Annotated in this window: 13 protein-coding genes and 2 pseudogenes; 10 read left to right on the top strand and 5 right to left on the bottom strand. The window is 46.4% G+C overall.

Annotated elements, in window-relative coordinates; genetic code table 11:
• The 3 genes from JSQ80_RS07365 (at position 1) to JSQ80_RS07355 (ending at position 3,472) form a co-directional block, all read left to right on the top strand.
• Complete coding sequence (locus tag JSQ80_RS07365) at positions 1-861, top strand: carbohydrate ABC transporter permease (RefSeq protein WP_206094894.1); 861 nt, start codon at positions 1-3, stop codon at positions 859-861.
• Positions 862-872: 11 nt separating this feature from the next.
• A complete protein-coding gene (locus tag JSQ80_RS07360) occupies positions 873-2,000 on the top strand; it encodes an efflux RND transporter periplasmic adaptor subunit (protein WP_206094893.1) in 1,128 nt (375 codons plus the stop codon).
• Positions 2,001-2,089: 89 nt separating this feature from the next.
• Positions 2,090-3,472 carry an ABC transporter substrate-binding protein gene (locus JSQ80_RS07355; protein ID WP_206094892.1) on the top strand — a complete coding sequence of 461 codons (1,383 nt, stop codon included), beginning with the start codon at positions 2,090-2,092 and terminating at the stop codon, positions 3,470-3,472.
• A gap of 132 nt (positions 3,473-3,604) precedes the next feature.
• Here JSQ80_RS07355 and JSQ80_RS07350 read toward each other — a convergent pair whose 3' ends face one another.
• From JSQ80_RS07350 to JSQ80_RS29950, 3 genes and pseudogenes are all read right to left on the bottom strand, one after another.
• Positions 3,605-4,135, bottom strand: coding sequence for a hypothetical protein (locus JSQ80_RS07350; protein ID WP_206094891.1), 531 nt, complete (start codon positions 4,133-4,135; stop codon positions 3,605-3,607).
• Between the two features lie 372 nt (positions 4,136-4,507).
• On the bottom strand, positions 4,508-5,389 hold the full coding sequence (locus JSQ80_RS07345; protein WP_206094890.1) for a hypothetical protein: 882 nt from the start codon (positions 5,387-5,389) through the stop codon (positions 4,508-4,510).
• Between the two features lie 29 nt (positions 5,390-5,418).
• Positions 5,419-6,588: pseudogene (locus JSQ80_RS29950) on the bottom strand (IS3 family transposase).
• Positions 6,589-6,745: 157 nt separating this feature from the next.
• On the opposite strand from JSQ80_RS29950, the pseudogene JSQ80_RS07335 reads away from it, so the two are divergent.
• The 4 genes and pseudogenes from JSQ80_RS07335 to mle all read left to right on the top strand — a co-directional run.
• Positions 6,746-7,823: pseudogene (locus tag JSQ80_RS07335) on the top strand (IS3 family transposase); the annotation flags it as partial.
• Between the two features lie 191 nt (positions 7,824-8,014).
• Entirely contained in the window at positions 8,015-8,308 is a 294-nt protein-coding gene (locus JSQ80_RS07330; RefSeq protein WP_206094889.1) for an aminotransferase class I/II-fold pyridoxal phosphate-dependent enzyme, read from the top strand.
• A gap of 71 nt (positions 8,309-8,379) precedes the next feature.
• Positions 8,380-9,225 (top strand): DUF2785 domain-containing protein, encoded by an 846-nt coding sequence (locus JSQ80_RS07325; RefSeq protein ID WP_206094888.1) that lies wholly within the window; start codon positions 8,380-8,382, stop codon positions 9,223-9,225.
• Positions 9,226-10,168: 943 nt separating this feature from the next.
• Positions 10,169-11,023, top strand: coding sequence for an alpha/beta fold macrolide esterase (gene mle, locus JSQ80_RS07320; protein ID WP_206094887.1), 855 nt, complete (start codon positions 10,169-10,171; stop codon positions 11,021-11,023).
• Between the two features lie 277 nt (positions 11,024-11,300).
• Here mle and JSQ80_RS07315 read toward each other — a convergent pair whose 3' ends face one another.
• Positions 11,301-13,070, bottom strand: coding sequence for an oleate hydratase (locus JSQ80_RS07315; protein ID WP_206094886.1), 1,770 nt, complete (start codon positions 13,068-13,070; stop codon positions 11,301-11,303).
• 273 nt (positions 13,071-13,343) lie between these two features.
• Between JSQ80_RS07315 and JSQ80_RS07310 the strand changes: the two genes are divergently transcribed.
• Positions 13,344-13,793 carry a TetR-like C-terminal domain-containing protein gene (locus tag JSQ80_RS07310; RefSeq protein ID WP_240463588.1) on the top strand — a complete coding sequence of 150 codons (450 nt, stop codon included), beginning with the start codon at positions 13,344-13,346 and terminating at the stop codon, positions 13,791-13,793.
• 297 nt (positions 13,794-14,090) lie between these two features.
• Here JSQ80_RS07310 and JSQ80_RS07305 read toward each other — a convergent pair whose 3' ends face one another.
• The gene (locus tag JSQ80_RS07305) at positions 14,091-14,351 is read right to left on the bottom strand and encodes an N-acetylmuramoyl-L-alanine amidase family protein (RefSeq protein WP_206094885.1); all 261 of its coding nucleotides are present in this window, start codon (positions 14,349-14,351) and stop codon (positions 14,091-14,093) included.
• 803 nt (positions 14,352-15,154) lie between these two features.
• Here JSQ80_RS07305 and JSQ80_RS07295 point away from each other — a divergent pair.
• Together JSQ80_RS07295 and JSQ80_RS07290 are read left to right on the top strand one after the other, a co-directional pair.
• Complete coding sequence (locus tag JSQ80_RS07295) at positions 15,155-16,798, top strand: sensor histidine kinase (RefSeq protein ID WP_240463587.1); 1,644 nt, start codon at positions 15,155-15,157, stop codon at positions 16,796-16,798.
• Positions 16,795-17,541: a LytR/AlgR family response regulator transcription factor gene (locus JSQ80_RS07290; protein WP_206094883.1), complete on the top strand. Its 747-nt coding sequence runs from the start codon at positions 16,795-16,797 to the stop codon at positions 17,539-17,541. Before JSQ80_RS07295 ends, JSQ80_RS07290 begins: the two co-directional genes overlap by 4 nt.
• Positions 17,542-17,594 lie beyond the last annotated feature (53 nt).

The following is a 17,594-nucleotide window of genomic DNA, read 5'->3' as shown; positions in this document are numbered from 1 at the left end:
ATGACTCAGAGATCTATGCTGTCCGCATGGGTGCGGACCCTATGCTTGAGCGCGGCCGCGGCGGTCGTGCTGCTGCCGGTCGTGCTGACGATCGTCAATTCTGTGATGACCGAGCGGGAGATCCATGCCAATTACGATATGCTCGGCAAGAGCGAAGCGCATGAACGGGTGAACATGAAGCTGATTCCCGATTGGGTGTCCTTTGCCCAGTACGGCAAGCTGCTGATTCAGACATCGCAATATTTGGAAATGTTTTGGAATTCCGTCTTTATGGTGGTTCCGATTATCATCGGACAAACGATCATGGCGCTTCTAGCCGCATTTGCGCTCGCCAAGCTGCGCTTTCCCGGGAGGGAGCCGCTGTTCATGCTCTATTTGATGACGATGCTCATGCCGTTCCAGGTTACGCTTGTGCCCAACTATATTATGTCGGACAAGCTGGGGCTGCTTGATACGCCTGGGGCGATAATCTGGCCCGGCATATTCGGCGCATTCGGCGTCTTCTTGCTCAGGCAGTTCATGCTGCAGATTCCGGACGCTTATATTGAAGCGGCCAAGATGGACGGAGCCGGCGTGCTTCGGATCTTCGGCACGATTGTCGTCCCGATGGTGAAGCCGGGGGCGGCTGCGCTTGTCGTCCTGTTGTTCGCGGACTATTGGAATATGGTGGAGCAGCCGCTCGTGTTTCTTCATGATGACGCGCTGCAGCCATTGTCGGTCATTCTGTCCCGCGTGCAGGAAGGGACGTTGGGAGTGCTGTTCGCCGCTTCGGTCCTCTATATGGCGCCGATGCTGCTGCTCTTTTTTTGCATGGAACCGTATTTTATCGAGGGCATTGAGCTTTCAGGGATTAAAGGATAGGGGGCAAACACATGAACGCTACTCGAAAACGGTTGACGCCCGCGCTGTTTGTTCTGTTTTTGGTCATCCTTGCCGGCCTGACGGTGTACAGTCATACCCTGCAAACGATGACGCTGCCGAAAGTAATTGCGGAGAAGCCGGCCTCCCGAATGATGACTCATCTCATCCAGGGGAGCGGAAAGGTTATGCCCAGGCGGCAGGACGAGCTGGCAAGCGACAGCGGCTGGAAAGTGAAGAAAGTGCACGTCAAGCCCGGCGATGCCGTGGCCAAAGGCCAGGCGCTGGTCACCTTCGATGGCTCCGAGCTGGAGCAGACGCTGCTTGATGAGGAAGCGGAACTGCAGAAGCGGCTTCGGGGGCGGGAAGAACTGCAGGAACGCTTTAAACTGGCGGGGCGTGACGGGGACACGGAGGAAATGCGCAAAGCCAAGCGCGATCTGCAGAACGGCAGGGTGGATGAAGAAATCGCCAGGCGCAAGCTGAACGCGCGCCGCCGGGAATGGCAGCAGAAGTTGACGCTGACTGCGCCGTATGCCGGGTTCGTCGCCGATGTGCAGGCGCGGGAAGGGCTGCGCGTCTCGCAAGGCCAGACGGCGATAACCATGATGAGTTCCGGCGAGGGATTTCAATTCTCGTTCGTGATCGATGCGGATGCCGCCGCGCTGTTGGCGGCCGGGGAGGAGTTCCCTGTCGCGGTTCGGGGCGCGGGACAAGAAAAGGGCACGATAACGGAAATCAAGGCTGACGCTCCGTTCCATGGGGCAAGCGGAGGTGCGGATGGCGGCAAGCCGGGCGGGGGGACGGAGAACCCGCAGGCCCAAGCGATTGTGGTTGTCGCTCTGTCCGGGAAGACGCTCAAGGGAGGTGAGCAGGCGAGCGTTCAGATCGAGAAACCGTCCCCGGAAGAGGGGCTTGTCTTGCGCAAGGCTTATTTGCGGAAAGATAGCCGCGGCTATTATGTATTTGTCGTGGAGGAAAATAGGAGCTCCCTCGGCAACCATTATTATGTGAAACAGAAGTATATTCGGATCTTGGACGAAACGAGCGAGGAAGCCGTGGCGGAGGGGCTGAACGCGCAGGACCAAATTGTGGCCGAATCCAGCGAGCCGCTGCGGGACGGCGATCCGGTAAGGCTCTGAGACGCTGTTGCGGATTGAACGGAGCCGCCTATACGATGCGTGGCGAACGATACGACTCTATTACCGATTGAAGGAGAGGGGACATAACGATGATAAAAAAATGGGCGATGATTTTAACGGTTATGACTGTGCTTGGATTGCTGCTCGCTGCTTGTTCCGGCGGACAAGGCGGACAGGCAGCGGACGGGAAGGCGGTTGTGCAAGCGGATGGAGCGAAGTCGCTTGTGATTGCCGTCCCGGTGGCAAGTTCTTTTTTGAAGGAAGCCGTGCAGAAGTTTGAGATGCTTCATCCCGATATCCATGTGGAGATTCAAGAGTATTTTGAGGCGATGAAGTCCAAGCAAAACGTTACCCTGCTGGAAGTGGAAAAATATATCCAATCGATGACGACCCAGATTATGTCGGGCAAGGCTTCCGATATTATCGCTACCGATTTTTTGCCGAAGGATAAGTTTGCGAAGAAGCAGGCGTTTGCCGATATCCAAGAGATGCTGCGCCAAGATAGCGCGTTCCAACCGCAAGATTACTATCTGCTTCCGTCTGTATCATCCGGGGATGGCCAGTATATTATGCCGATCAGCTTTACGCCCTACGGGTTCGTTCAAGGCAACAAACAACTGATGGAGCAAGCGGGGATCACGATTGACGACAGCAAGTGGACATGGAGCGATATTGGCGAGTTATCCGGCAAGCTGAAAGCGAAGGCGGGACAAAAATTCTATGCATTTTTGAATATCGCACCGGATTTTTTGCTGACAGGCGATTTGAAACAGTATTACCGGAACGGGGAGGCCCGCTTTGATTCCGACGAGTTCCGCCATGCGATGGAGCAGATCAAGTCGCTTTATGATGAAAAGGCGATCGGAATGGAGGACGCCGGAAACTATGGCAAAGGGCTGTCGAATAGTCTGTTCAGCCTTGCCGATATGTCCGGACCGCTGAATGCCCTAGTCAGTTACTTGAACCCGGATACGGCGATCTACCGCAAGCCTTCCTTTGCGGGTACGGGGGGGCACGGCGGAACTGTCTATGAAATGTGGGAGGCGTATGCGATTAACAACAAATCGGCCGTAAAAAATGAGGCATGGATGTTCCTGAAATTTATGCTGTCCGAGGAAATGCAGACTTCAACCGAGCTTCAGGGATTTCCGTTGAACAAGGCGGCTACCGCCCAAAAACTGCAGCAGGCCCGGCAGCAGATCGTGAAATGGGACGGCAAGCAAGATTCTCAGGCAGCGGATGTGCCCTTGCCCCTCTCTTTCCCGCTGCCTGATGCCCAAGCGTTCGAGCAGGGGATAAAGAAGGTGCAATCGGCTTTAGAGACGGTAAAATACAGCGGCTACGGATCGGTTGATTTGGATCTAGTCAATATCGTCTCGCAAGAATTTGCTTATTACATGAATGGACAGAAATCGGCGGAGGAAATCAGCAAGCTGATCCAGAACCGGGCGATGACGTATCTGAATGAGTAGTTCGCGGATAGATCTTGTACGTGCAGCGATGTGAAAATGGTCTGGTAGTGGCCAACGGCTCGCTCCTTGGTGCTTGAACTTGTGCGGCCGCATAACCGCGGGAGGGGCGTACGTTGACGCCCCCCCTGCAAGCTATTCGCTAAGACGCTGAAGCGAATCGAGGGTCTGCTTGACGAGGGCGCCCAGCTCACCCAGATGACGCTCGTCGATCGGCTGGCTGAACGTCAGCACGATGCGGTGCGTCCCATCGTCCGCGGCGGGAGAAGCGGCCCCGATCCGAATCGGGACGGGAACCGTTCGTTCCTGCCGCATGATGACGGCGTCGCCCCAGATGGAAGCCAGCCGTTCTCCCATCTCGTCCGCCTGCGCCGTATAATCGCCCGCCAGCTCGAAGGAGAGCTCCAGCCGGGCGCCCGGCTCTTCCCCGACAAGCCGCAGACCCCGCAGCTCGGCGGCGAAATCGGCCAAGCCGCTCGCAAGCGTCAATGCGGCAATGCAGGCCTCCCCGGGCCGCTGCACGCGCATGCGGAAGGTCCGTCCGAACCCGGCGAGATCGATCAGATCCTCCCGGCCGATGACGAGCCATTCTCCTTCCTGATCCAGATCATAGATTTTGCCTTCCAGCACGACCTTCAGATTGTCGAAAATCGTAGGATCAAACATGGTCCAAGCCTCCTGCGCAACATGCGAATGATGTGTACGATCATAATACAAATCTGCGCTTATCGAAAAAAAGTGGGAGGATGTCGCGGGCTACTATCGATGCACGCGGCCACAGCAGGAGCAACCAACTCCAGTCAAGCGGAAAGAAATTAAAGTTTTAGAATGGTGATGTTGATCTGGTGTAAGAAGAAAAGGCTAGGGTACCGAAATTAGACAAATAAGATGACCCCTGACGTCAGAGGCCATCTTTTAGCAGCATAAACACTTGATGCTTTTAGTCACTGTCCCTGTACTCCATTCCAAATCCAGTTCCAATGTTAACTTGTTGACCATCCTTCTCCTATGACATTTGTTGACCATCTAGATCCAATGTCACTTGATCCCATTTGAGAAGACATTCCTATAGAACCATATAAGGAAAGAGTTATTAACATAGCAAGCATTGCTTTCTTCATCGGACTTCACCCCTTTCGAAAGGATATTCATGAATCGACTTTTTTGCTCTACCGATGCAAAGAGTCCATAATCATGAAATGTAAATACTGCTTTTCCCACACGTTGCATGTTTTTTAGAGTGAGTGCTAATTCTAAAGATATTGCATTATATTCAAATCCCAACTCATGTTGACCTGTTTCAAAATAATATTGTGTTAAAGCCAGTGTAAATCGTAGCTTATGTTTTAAATGAAACGGACCTTTTTTTTCTAAAAGAGCGGCTGTTTGAACTTGGTATTTCTCAAGATATAGCCCAGCCTCATCCAACATACCATTCTTTAAAAAAGCATCAAGTGCAACAGGCAGAACAAAAAGTAATTGGTCTGCTTGTAACATGCTCATGAGCTCTTCAATTGGTTCTGTGTTCGACATCTCAATGGAAATATAGAGCTCATTGCACTTAGATAACCATGAATAATGCTCTCCGTATAAAGCATACTGCTTTGTAGCTATTAAAGCGTCTTCAAAGTTATTCATACCTATATAAGCGGATGACTCATACAACCATCCTTCAGCCACATACTTATCTTGTCCTTCAGCGATGGCCATTTCCTTCAATTCGTTAGAATAAGAGAGCAATTTGGGCCAGTTCTCAAGCGCACTATAGAAGGTCAGAATGCGGTAATATGCATCAAACTTTAAACCATCGGGTAATAATGGCAGATATTCCATAAGCTGATGCAAAGCTTCATACCCAGCTCCGGTGGTGTCTAAGTCACGCAGAATTAAAAACCTCCTGAAATAGGAGACAGTGGTCATACCCCTGTCAAGTAGACAGATGAAAAAAGCTATGCAGCCAGCGCGTGCCGATACTCAATTGGCGCGCGCTGTTTGAGTTTGGCTTGAAAGCGCTGATAATTATAAAAGTAGATATACTCTTCTACAGCTTGATGAATCTCAACTTCTGACGTACACTGGTGAAGATACAACTTCTCTGTTTTGAGATGCGAAAAGAAGGATTCGATGCAGGCGTTATCCAGGCAGGTTGCTTTGCGAGAGTGGCTGCCTTTGACGCTGAATGCTTCCAATCGTGAGTTGTAGGCCTGAGACGTGTACTGGAAGCCCTGATCCGAATGGAGCACGGCTTCCGAAACGTCTCTTTTTCGTGTCCACTGCTCAATCGTATCCAGCACCAGCTTTACGTCGTTTCGCTCGGATAATTGCCAAGCCACAATTTCATTGTTGAACAGATCTTGTATCGCCGACAGGTAATAAAAGCGTGTGCCGTCGGAGATATACGTAATATCGGTGACTAGCTTCTGCTGCGGACCTACAGCATGGAATTGACGCTTCAATCGGTTAGGGTACACGACGGAAGGCGTAGAACTAGAACGCTTTCGTTTCTTGCGAATGACGGACTGGATAGATAAGTCCTTCATAAGCCGCCATACTTTTTTATGGTTAACACGGTAACCAGCCTCCCACAAAGCTGTCATCATACGAGGATATCCGAAATAGGAGTGCGCAAAGTGAATAGCCATCATGTGCTCCTTGATCTCTTGTTTGTCTTTCGGCCCTTAATGACCGTGTCGCTCGCCACTTGTAATAACTAGCCCTAGGTACCCCCGCAATGGCTAACAAACGCGTAACATCTTAGAGATCACGCAGCTCTTCAATCACTTGGTAGTTGTCCTGCGGACGGAGCGTGCCTCCTTTACCAGATTTGTATACCGCTTTTTTAAGTAATCGACCTGTGCTTTCAAATAATCCAGTTCTTGTTCTACAGTGTCAAAGGCTGTACGTTGACGTCCCTTAAGAGGATTCGATACCCCTTTACGGATATCGAACGCTTCTCCATGCTGCCACTTCCTTACCCATACTTTTAATTGGGTACAGTTTCTGATTTCTAACTTTTCCGCTACCGTTTTATAGCTGGCCTTCCCTTCTAAATACGCTTTGACTGCTGCTAGTTTGAATTCTTCGGTATACTGTTGAAACACTTGTCCCTTTTTAGCCATGGAAAAATCCCCTCCAAGTTCACTCTTGTTCCTCATGATAGCACAAGGTTTTTTTTGAGTGTCTACTTAAAGGGGATAATACTGGTGCTAGACTCAATATTGGACACGGAGACCCGAGAATGCGAAAATAAAATCATTCTTAATCGAGGTGTCCGACATGACGAAAAAGTACGACAAAGAATTCAAGTTGCAAACCGTTCGACTCATTCAAGAAGAAGGAAAGTCGGTGGCGCAGGTAGCTCGAGAAATGGGCTTGCATGAAAATACGATTTACCGATGGATCGCCGAGTTTAAACAAGACGGCAATCAAGCGTTTCCCGGTAGCGGGCAACTGAAGCCAGAAGAAAAGGCCATGCGTGATCTTCAGAAGCGGATTCGTGATTTGGAAGAGGAGAACGAAATCTTAAAAAAGGCGATGCACTACTTTGCAAAAGACCGGCGCTGATCTATCAATTTATTCATGATCACCGCTTCAAGCTCCGTGTCGCGAAGATGTGCACCGTATTTGGAATCTCCCGAAGCGGTTATTATGATTGGACTCGGCGAAAAGAAAGCAAGCGTAGCAAACGCCATGAGTGGCTGAAAAAGAAAATTCGCCGCATTTTTCTCGACAACAGGCGTCTTTACGGAAGCAGGAAAGTCTGGGAAACCCTAAAGAAGCAAGGGATAGAGGTAACCGAGAAAACTGTTGCTCGTATCATGAAGGAACTGGGCCTTAAATCCCGTACGGTCAAGAAATATAAAATTCCAAACATAACTTGCCGGTCGCCGCAAATGTGCTGAACCAACAGTTTCAAGCGAGTGCGCCTAACCAGATCTGGATGACAGACATCACTTACATCCCAACCGATGAGGGGTGGCTTTATTTAGCCAGCGTCATGGACTTATACAGCCGTAAAATCGTAGGATTTCATATGGATGAACGAATGACCAAGTCACTTGTGATCAAGGCGCTAGATCAAGCCTACCGAGTTCAAAAGCCACGCGGCGAAGTCCTCCATCACTCTGATCGCGGAAGCCAGTATACTTCTCAGGAGTACCAGGAGCGGCTTAAAACGTATAAGATGAAAGGCAGCATGAGCCGTAAAGGGAATTGCTATGATAACGCTTGTATCGAGTCGTTCCACAGTGTGCTGAAGAAAGAACTCGTATATTTAGAGAAGTTCAAGACCCGCAAAGATGCTAAGGCTCGGATTTTTAAGTACATTGCTTGCTTCTACAATGGGAAACGAATAGCTATGGGAGCCATGATCAAATGTCTCGCATGTGTTGGACTGAGAGTAGGGTGGGTGGTCGCTGACAAGGAGTTGATCGACCAAATTCGTGATTTTAAAGATTATACTACTCATACAATTTGTTCGATTAATGATTTTATTGCGGTTAGGCTTCTGCTTCATTGGAAGAAGATCGGACTTGAGCACAAGTCATGGATGCTAGAAAAGTATCAGAATTCCGAAAGCTAGTCAACGAGCATAATACGGTACTCGACTGGGTTGAACTAGAAGGCGGAATCGTTGCCTTCCCGTTTTTGAAAGATAAAACACTTAGTAGCCAACATTTTGCAGAGAAATTGATTGCGAGTACGGAAGTATCTGTTCTTCCTGGTGAAGTGTTTGAGCGTCCTGGACATTTCAGGGTTGGATTTGGGCTTCACCCTGACAAATTCCGCGGTGCAATGAAATTGATGTCTGAATTTATTGCATCCAAGGGATGGGAATAGGAATAAGCAGAATTTCCGCTGACTCATGATCTCGGCGAGGCGAGTGAACGAATGATGAGAGGGATGGGAAAATGAGCGATACAAGGACCAAATTGATGCTGGATTTGCAAAGAATTGAGAAGGATGAGTATCAGTTACGCGAAGGTGAGCAGCATCAAGATTTCTTACCTTTGTTACTTCAATATATTGGCGATCCTCAGCCAGAATTACGGGATAACCTGATTTATCCGATGTTTTATATGTGGATTAAGGAAGAGAATAGGTTCAGTGGAGAGGAGTTGCGTAGCCTCTTAACTGTTCTGACTGATGAGAACCATTTGTTCTATAATATTGGCAGCGAGGATGATCAGTCAGTTTTTACAAGGACGTTCTCTGCCTTGCCTATCGCTTTGATTGTGCAACGCCACAGACAGAATCCATTTTTCAATCAAGCGGAAATTGAGCAATTAATGCATGCAATGCTCCGTTATTATAAAGAGGAGAAGGATCTGCGAGGTTACCTTTCAGTAGGAGGCTGGGCTCACAGCGCGTCTCACGGTGCGGATGTTTTTGTCGAGCTGGTGCAGTGCGAGGAGAGCAGCGTCGCAATGCTGCGTGAGGTTCTTGTCGCTATTTCTGGCATGCTTCAAAATGGTAGACACATTTTTAGCGATGAGGATGATGAGCGGTTGGTCAACATCGTGGATACGATGATTGACAAAGAGTTACTTCCACATCAAGAAATCGCTGATTGGATTAGCGGCTTAGCGCAATGCTGCAATTTGCCGAGAAGTCGCAGTCAGGTGATTGCTCGCGTGAACAGCAAGAATTTTTTACGCAGTCTCTATTTCAGAAGGGGACAAGATAGCCGAGGGAATGAGCTTAACACTGTCATGCTTGGTACTGAGGCAAAATTGAACAGGTTTTCTATCAGTTAAAGGATTAGAGGGGCTGTCCCAAAAGCCATGGAAAATTGGCTGAGGGATTGCCCCTTTTTATGTAAAGAAAAACAAAAAGAAACCATCCTTTGGTAAAATGGAAGTACCACCCACCACGCACAAAAGGAGAGGCAAGTATTCCAGATTTACAAAAATTCCGGTGAGGGTTTGAACATCATTGATTACCAGACAGTAGAGATTGAACCAATTAAAAACAGCAAATTAATTTACGGTAAAACTGACTTTGCTAAGCTTGAATCGTATTTAATTAAATGGGGAAGGCCATTAGAGTGTGTTCCAATTTTCGTTTAGTTAAAAATGGAAGTCACAAAATTACTACTGTGACTGCTTTATTTAAGTAAACAAAAAGGTTGACCAAAGCCTTAGTTCTTTGTTTGACACCCTCTGGCATGTTCCTCCATTAAAGGGCGCTTTAATGGAGGAAATATCATAGAAATGATCAAACTTTTTTATAAAAGAATGATTCAATAAAATATATTAAGAGCGTATTTTGATTAATCTTTTTTCAAAACACGCTCTTTCTTTTTGCTTGTTTATCAAGGCTATTAGTATTAATTTGATCAATCTTTATTCTAAAGCTACAGATTTTGTTCGGAGAAAATAAAGTTTTTTATGAAAAATAAAGTTCTAGACTCGCGGAGCTATTAGGCTAACGGGCAGGTTAACGTAGTAAGGATTATCTGTTTCGACCATTCGACCATTAGAGCTTATAAAAATTGCAGTGAGTATGGTATAATTAAAATTTGGGGTAAAATCCCAAATAGTTTTAAAGGAGAGTGCTCCTAATGATTATCAAGTTCATTCGTTTACGTTAATTTGAAGTACAGTTCATCTAATCTCATTCATTTTTTTGAAAAATGTATGGGTTAATTTGAGTGTGCTTTTTTAAATTACAAATTCGAATGAAATGGGGAGTTATCTCATGAGTGAAAAGATAAGGAAAATCAATGGCATTGAGATATGCACAGAGAGTTTCGGCAATCCGAATCATCCACCTGTCTTGCTGATTATGGGAGGCATGTGTTCGATGATTTATTGGGACGACGAGTTCTGCCAAGGTTTGGCTGACTCGGGTCGTTATGTGATTCGATTTGATAACCGAGATGTGGGACGTTCAATTACCTATCCATCTGGGGAATCCCAATATACCGTGGTGGACATGGCTGATGATGCAGTCGGGGTGCTTGATTCATACGGAATTGACCAAGCGCACATCGTGGGATTGTCACTGGGTGGCATGATTGCACAGATCATCGCAGTAAAGCATCCTCAAAGAGTTCTAACCATAACTTTGATCGCCTCGACTATCTTTGGATCTGATTATATCGACAGAGGTTTGCCTCCGATGGATGAGAAGATTCATGCTCATCATGCAGATGGAGCGACACTGGATTGGTTAGATGAAGAGGCGGTTGCAAAATACTTGGTCAATGGCTCTCGACTGATGTGTGGTACCAAGCATCACTTCGATGAGCATAGAGCGTATAAGCAAGTAAAACGCGAGATAAAACGAGCGAATCATCTAGTCAGTATGTTGAATCATGGACTACTTAAAGGTGACGACGCATACGAAGGAAAGTTAAAGGAAATCCATGTACCTGTTTTGGTTATTCACGGCACGGGTGATACGATTCTTCCCTTGGAACATGGTGTTGCACTTGCTAATGAAGCACCAAATGCATCCTTGTTAACGGTTGAGGGAATGGGGCATGAAGTACACTTTGACGATTGGGATACGATTATTAAAGCAATTTCGAACCACACAACGTTGACGTAATAGTGAATGCAGCAGTCAAATTGTTAACTAACGCAATAATAAAGAAGGGGTTACATTACAGTTTGTAACCCCTTCTTTATTTTGTTATTAAGCTAACGGGGTTCGATAGCTAAGTAAAGCAGCGGCGAGTCTAAGGCTTTATTTTCAGGTCTTAGGTCGCCGTTGTTACATTTATTGTGGTAAATCTAAAACTTATTTTTCTGAGGCTGAAGCACGGTGATTTGATTCTCTCACCATTGTGCAACAACCTCATAGCTTTACATCTATTCGTTTTCGTTTAGATCAACTTATACTCTTTAAGCAGCTGCATGATTCTGGTGTGAGAAATTTTTTGCACACCCGTCATTGCTGCTAATTGGATTGTTGGAGGCAGCTCCATATCGGTTAGTTTCTTGCCGTCCATCATTTTCGCTGTGGAATCCATCAACACACGGACATCATAAGCTGAACCAAATACTTCTGGCACGCCGCGGTCAATGTCAAGAAGCGTGTACACAGCTTCCATGGCGGTACGTACCGAATACTCTGTGGTGAATACCGTGTCTCGCGGTGTTTCGGCAAAGTTACCGATAAAGGCAGCGTTGACACATCCATCAGGAACTACATTCGGACGATCTCCCGCAGCTCTTGGCATGAAGTAAGATGTAACATAAGGCATCATGCAAGGGACACAGTTTGCGGAGTTTACGGCAAGATCGTGAATCTCTGCTTCAGGTACGCCGATGTGGTAGAGCCATTCTTTCGTGATCTCGATACCCGTGCAGTCCTTCATCGGTTTCTTGATGTAGTCACCTGGCACGTCGCAATACAAGCTGTATACCCATACGACGAGCTGGTCTTTTGGCTGGGATTTGAAGTGAGGCTGACGGTTCAAGGTAAAGCTCATCAGCCATTTTGAATCTTTTACCGTCACGATACCGCCAGTAACGACCTTTCCGCTGAATGGATCGCGCTTGCAGATTTTTTCGATATAAGGCGGAATCCGGTCATCTAGCGTTGTAATGGTGGCAGACTCCCAGTTGCTTTCCGCAATGTTGCCACAGAATTTGTCTGGACGACCAAAGGCAGGATCTTGCTCCGCGATCTTCTTCCAAAGCTCCCAGCTTCCCCCGAGGGATGTGTTCATAATGGCGGGAGTGTTGTTGTCGCCTAAAGTGGAGCTTTCGGTATTGCTGCCATTGGTGATGAATACCAGATCATTTTCAGTCAGGTCAATGTGTTTTTCTTGTCCGTTTTGAACATAGACCAGCTTTTTAGCAACTTTCTTGTTCTCCGTAATATCAAACTCAACATTAGTTACGGTCGTTGCATATTGGAAAGTGACACCATGGCCTTTCAAATACTTCATTAGCGGCAGTGCAAGAGACTCGTACTGATTGTATTTTGTAAATTTCAACGCTGAGAAATCTGGCAATCCCCCGATATGATGAATGAATCTAGCGATATATCTGCGCATTTCCATGGCGCTGTGCCAAGGCTCAAACGCAAACATCGTCTGCCAGTAAAGCCAGAAATTCGAGTTAAAGAAATCTTCCGAGAAGACATCTGTAATTTTCATATCTTCAAGCGCTTCTTCTGGAGTAAAGAACAACTTGATAATTTCCATCGAAGCGGTTTGAGTAAGTGTGAATTTGCCATCGGTATGTGCATCCTCACCACGATTGAGGATAGCACGCTGCAAGGAGAAGTTCGGATCCTCCTTGTTGAGCCAGTAAAATTCATCTAATACCGATGCACCCTCCGTTTCAAGTGAAGGAATAGAGCGGAATAGATCCCAAAGGCATTCGAAGTGGTTTTCCATTTCCCGGCCACCGCGGATAATGAAACCCCGGCCGTCATCGTAGATGCCGTCTAATCCACCTCCGGCAATATCGAGTTCCTCAAGAATATGAATGTTTTCCCCCTTCATCTGACCATCACGTATGAGGAACGCGGCTGCGGACAGTGATGCAAGACCAGAGCCGATCAGATAGGCGGATTTTTGATCAACACCGAGTGGTTTCTTTGGACGGGCAAATGCTTCATAGTTACCATTGCTATAATACATCCTTATAACCTCCTTTAGTGTTCCTGATACCTCCACTTTATAGGAGTATGAATGGAATAAAAATAGACAGTAAAAGCCCTGTGTCTAAAATTTCAACGTCAGGTGCCATGTGTCTAAAAAATCTATAGGTTATGGTAAAATAATAAGGAACATTGCACCGTAAGGAGAGGTTTCCTATGCATCCGTACACCAAGCATACATTGGCTGATGCATTGAAGGATATGCTGGGCACCAAGACTTTAGATAAAATAAGACTTGGTGGAAGCCTGCAAGTTGAATCGCCAAACCTTTTACTATCATTTTCAGGATATTTATGACCTGCTTGGATGGATATATAAAACGGAGGCACTAGGCGCTATCCAGAATAACAAATACTATGCGACTTGGCAGCAGGGGCTGTTGATCATTTCAGAATATGTGGAAAGCAACAAGACGCTTTGTATGAACACATGTCGTTCTCTTGGAAAAGAGCATTTGGAGATGTTTTTAAATCAGGTTTTGTTTGAACTTCTAAGCAATGTCATCAATGAAGTTTCGGATTCCCGTGCGATTTCGGAAGAGGACAAGACGTTCATCGTTCAATTTTACAGCCATGCCTTTGCAGGAACGCTGCTGGATTGGATTGAGGATGGGATGAAAACGCCTTGTGAGGCGATCGTGAACCACATCGTTCGACTGATGGATGGGCGTTTTATGGATGCAGTGGAGCGTTTTAAGAATTAGTACACCCATTTATCATGGAATGTCAGGTGTTTCGCTTGTTGTTCCCTCCACACATGTGTTCTTCATAGGCATCCCCATTGCCACGAAGCTTCATTGATCTAATTTTGTTGGAGATATTTTATGGTAATAGTCCGATGTCCCAAAGGAAACTCTATATGAACGAATATCCTCATACGAAAACGAAAGACCTTTTAAATAGAACCCCTATAATGTGCAAGAATTGAAAAGTTGTAAACCAACGATAAAAAATGACGAAGTTAAGATAAAGAACCGACTTTTTATAGTCGGTTCTTTTGATTACAATATGGTGCAATTTAACAAGAAAAAGGTAAGCGTACCGGATACTTTTGTCGGCGATGAATTATAGTGGATGCTGACAAAGGCATCAGCAGAGACGGACTGTGACAACTGAGCCCTGCTGGAAAGGGAAATGCGATGGCTGTCTTTCGTCCGTGTCATGGTTACGTGAGCACCGGCATCCTTTAAATAATCGCGCAGATAATAGACGGTCTGCAGGTTTAAATTTTTTTCCAAGGTCCCGTAGGTGGTGCCGATCATTCCCGGATCACCGCCATGTCTGGTGTCGATGACGAACGTCTTGCCCCGGATGCTGCCCAGTTCGTATGGTTGCTTGAGCTGCTGCTGGCTGTTCCCCCAATAGCAGAAGAGCCAGAGAGGGCTACATAATCATCCGACACCCAGCCTGTTAGACGACCGGACTGGATCTTCATCCAGCCGTACTGTTCGTCCATCACCGTTACAACACTGCCTTCCGTCACCGCCCCATGATCTTCGCTCCGGCCGCGGGTTCATTACGGACATTCAGGGAGGAAGCATATACTTTTGCGGAATAGCTTTCTGCATGGGCAATGTTGAAGGCCGGAGTAAAGCTAATGATGGCCGGAAGCTATCGGAAGTAGACCTTAAGTCATTCAATTAACGGGATACGATAGCTAAATAATATAGCGGGAGTCTAAGACTTTATTTTCGAGTCCTATCCGCCGCCGCTGCTTCTTTTTACGGGGTCAGTCTAAAACTTATATTTACAGAGGCTGCTGATTTTGCTATTCAAAAACCGCATAGGATCAACAACCTCGGTCTAATACTATATTTTCCCGTGACAGCTGTCTGGTGATATAAAGTGTGGAATCAGTAAAAAAAGTGTGGAACTTCTAGAATAGTCACGATGATGCTTTGTTAGGTCATCGGGACTGTTTTATTAAGAAGGGGATGTAGCCAGTGAAGTATATGACGAACATTTTGTATATATTTGGAACGTGAAAACAGAGCAAACTTTGATAAAATAATCAAACAACAGCTTGTGATAAAGGGAGGTAGTTTCCATAGAAGGAGATTTCACGATGCTGCTTCAGCTCTTTGAGCGGGCAGCATTATTGTTAATTATTTTGTTTTTCTTAACTCGTATTCCGAGCTTTAAGCAAATTCTGCAAAAAGAATCGCTGACAACGAAGGAGTTTTCCGTCGTTACGATTCTGTTCTGTACCTTTGCACTATTCGGTACCTACTCAGGCATTGATGTGGAAGGCTCGCTCGTCAACGTACGGATCATCGTGATTATGGCAGGAGGCATCTTATTCGGGCCTTGGGTCGGTCTTGTCGTGGGCGTGGTGTCCGGAATCCATCGTTATTTGATCGATATCGGCGGGGTGACCTCGATTCCATGTCTCATCACGAGTATTATTGCGGGGCTGGTATCTGGATATATTCATCTTCGAACATCTAAAGCGAAACGTTGGTTTATCGGGATTCTTGCCGGGATGGCTTGCGAGGCATTAACGATGCTGTTGATCATATTCATGGCGCAGCCTGTAACTTTAGGTATCGAGATTGTATCCAAAATTGCAACACCGATGATTCTAGGGCAAGTGAATGCGGGATTGATCATTTTGTTAATTCAGAATGTAGAAAGTGAGCGGGAAGGAATCGCTGCGCAGCAAGCGAAGTTAGCTTTGGACATTGCGAATAAGACATTACCCTATTTCCGCTCCATCAATACCGAATCATTGCACAAGATCTGTTCCATTATTAAAGAAGATATTCAAGCCGATGCAGTGGCGATTACGGATGCCTCGAACGTGCTCGCTTACGTCGGTTTTGGGGAAGACCGCTATCAATTCCGGCATGAGATCATAAGTGATATGACCAAAGAGACGATACGGAGCGGGGAGTTCATGATAAGCAACCATGCGTTGGACGATGCGCTGCCCGGCATTCAATCCTTACTCATTATTCCGCTGAAAGAGCGAGAAGAAGTTACTGGGACCTTGAAGATTTATTATCGGAAAGCGCATAAAATTACCTATCCGCTGCAGACTATGGCCGTCGGTTTATCCCAGATCATTTCGACATTAATGGAAGTTTCCCGTGTGGAAGAGACTAAGGAGATGGCGAATAAAGCTGAGCTCAAAGCGCTGCAGACAACCATTCAGCCTCACTTTTTGTTCAATGCGTTGAACGCGATTGGGTCCTCGATCCGGAATAGACCGGATCAAGCGAGGGAACTGATCGTCAATTTATCAGGATATTTACGTTATAATTTGGAGCTAACGGATGAATTGATCGATATCCATAAGGAGCTGGAGCAGGTTCGGAATTACGTAGAAATTGAAAAAGCACGCTTTGGAAATCGGCTACATGTTGTTTATGATGTGGATGAGGTCGCCGTGAAGATTCCCAGTCTCATCATTCAACCGTTAGTGGAGAATGGGATTGTCCACGGTATACTGAAGGAGAAAGGACCCGGAACGGTCACCATCTATGTCAAAGATACAGAAGATTACATTCGGATTGGTGTGCAGGATACTGGCGTGGGTATCCGTGAAGATATCATTAAACAGGTGCTGGAGGAGCGTGTTCCACCGAACCATATTGGTCTTTTCAATGTGCATAAGCGTGTGAAGCTCATTTTCGGGCATGGTGTTACAGTGGAGCGACTAGATCAAGGAACGAATATCTTTTTTGACATACAGAAGGAGACACGATGAGAGCGATAATTGTGGAAGATGAAGTATTGGCCAGTGAAGAGCTGGAATATCTGATTACCAAACATAGCCGCATTGAAATCGTGGAGCGATTCGAGGATGGCCTTGATGTGCTTAAATTTCTGCAGGAGAAGGAAGTCGATGCGATTTTTCTCGATATCAACATTCCATCCCTGGACGGGATGCTGCTAGCGACTAATATCAGTAAGTTCGCGCAAAAACCGTATGTTATTTTTACAACAGCTTATAAGGAACATGCTGCCCAAGCTTTTGAACTGGAAGCTTTTGATTATATCTTGAAGCCCTATGACGAGAACCGGATTGCCGCGATGTTACGTAAGCTGGAGACCGCCTTCGAACGGGATGTGCAGCAAGGAGGAAGTTCAAATCCTATGGACAGCAGGCCAAGAGCTGAGGAAAAACGCATTAATCTGCTGAAAAATGATAAATATATCGTAACGGATAGCGATGACATCTACTATGCCGAAGCACAAGAGAAGGTGACGAACGTATTCACGAAGAGCGGTATCTATACGATGCCAATGAGTATTTCGGATTTTCATGCTATGCTGCCTCAAGATCGATTCTATCGTTGTCATCGTTCCTATACCGTCAATTTGTCCCAAATCCATGAAATCGTTCCATGGTTCAACAATACCTACCTGCTGCGTCTACGTGATATGGATGCCAAAGTGCCCGTCAGTCGAAGTAAAGTCAAAGAATTTAGGCAGTTGATGCATATATAAATGCAATTCATTCCGTAATCCCGTCATTTCATGTCGCTCTTGGCTCAAGAAAG

Origin of the sequence: Paenibacillus apiarius (genome assembly GCF_017052585.1) — a bacterium.
Lineage (GTDB): Bacteria > Bacillota > Bacilli > Paenibacillales > Paenibacillaceae > Paenibacillus_B > Paenibacillus_B apiarius.
The sequence above is the reverse complement of the archived record's forward strand: the minus strand, read 5'-3'. Positions and strand labels throughout refer to the sequence as shown.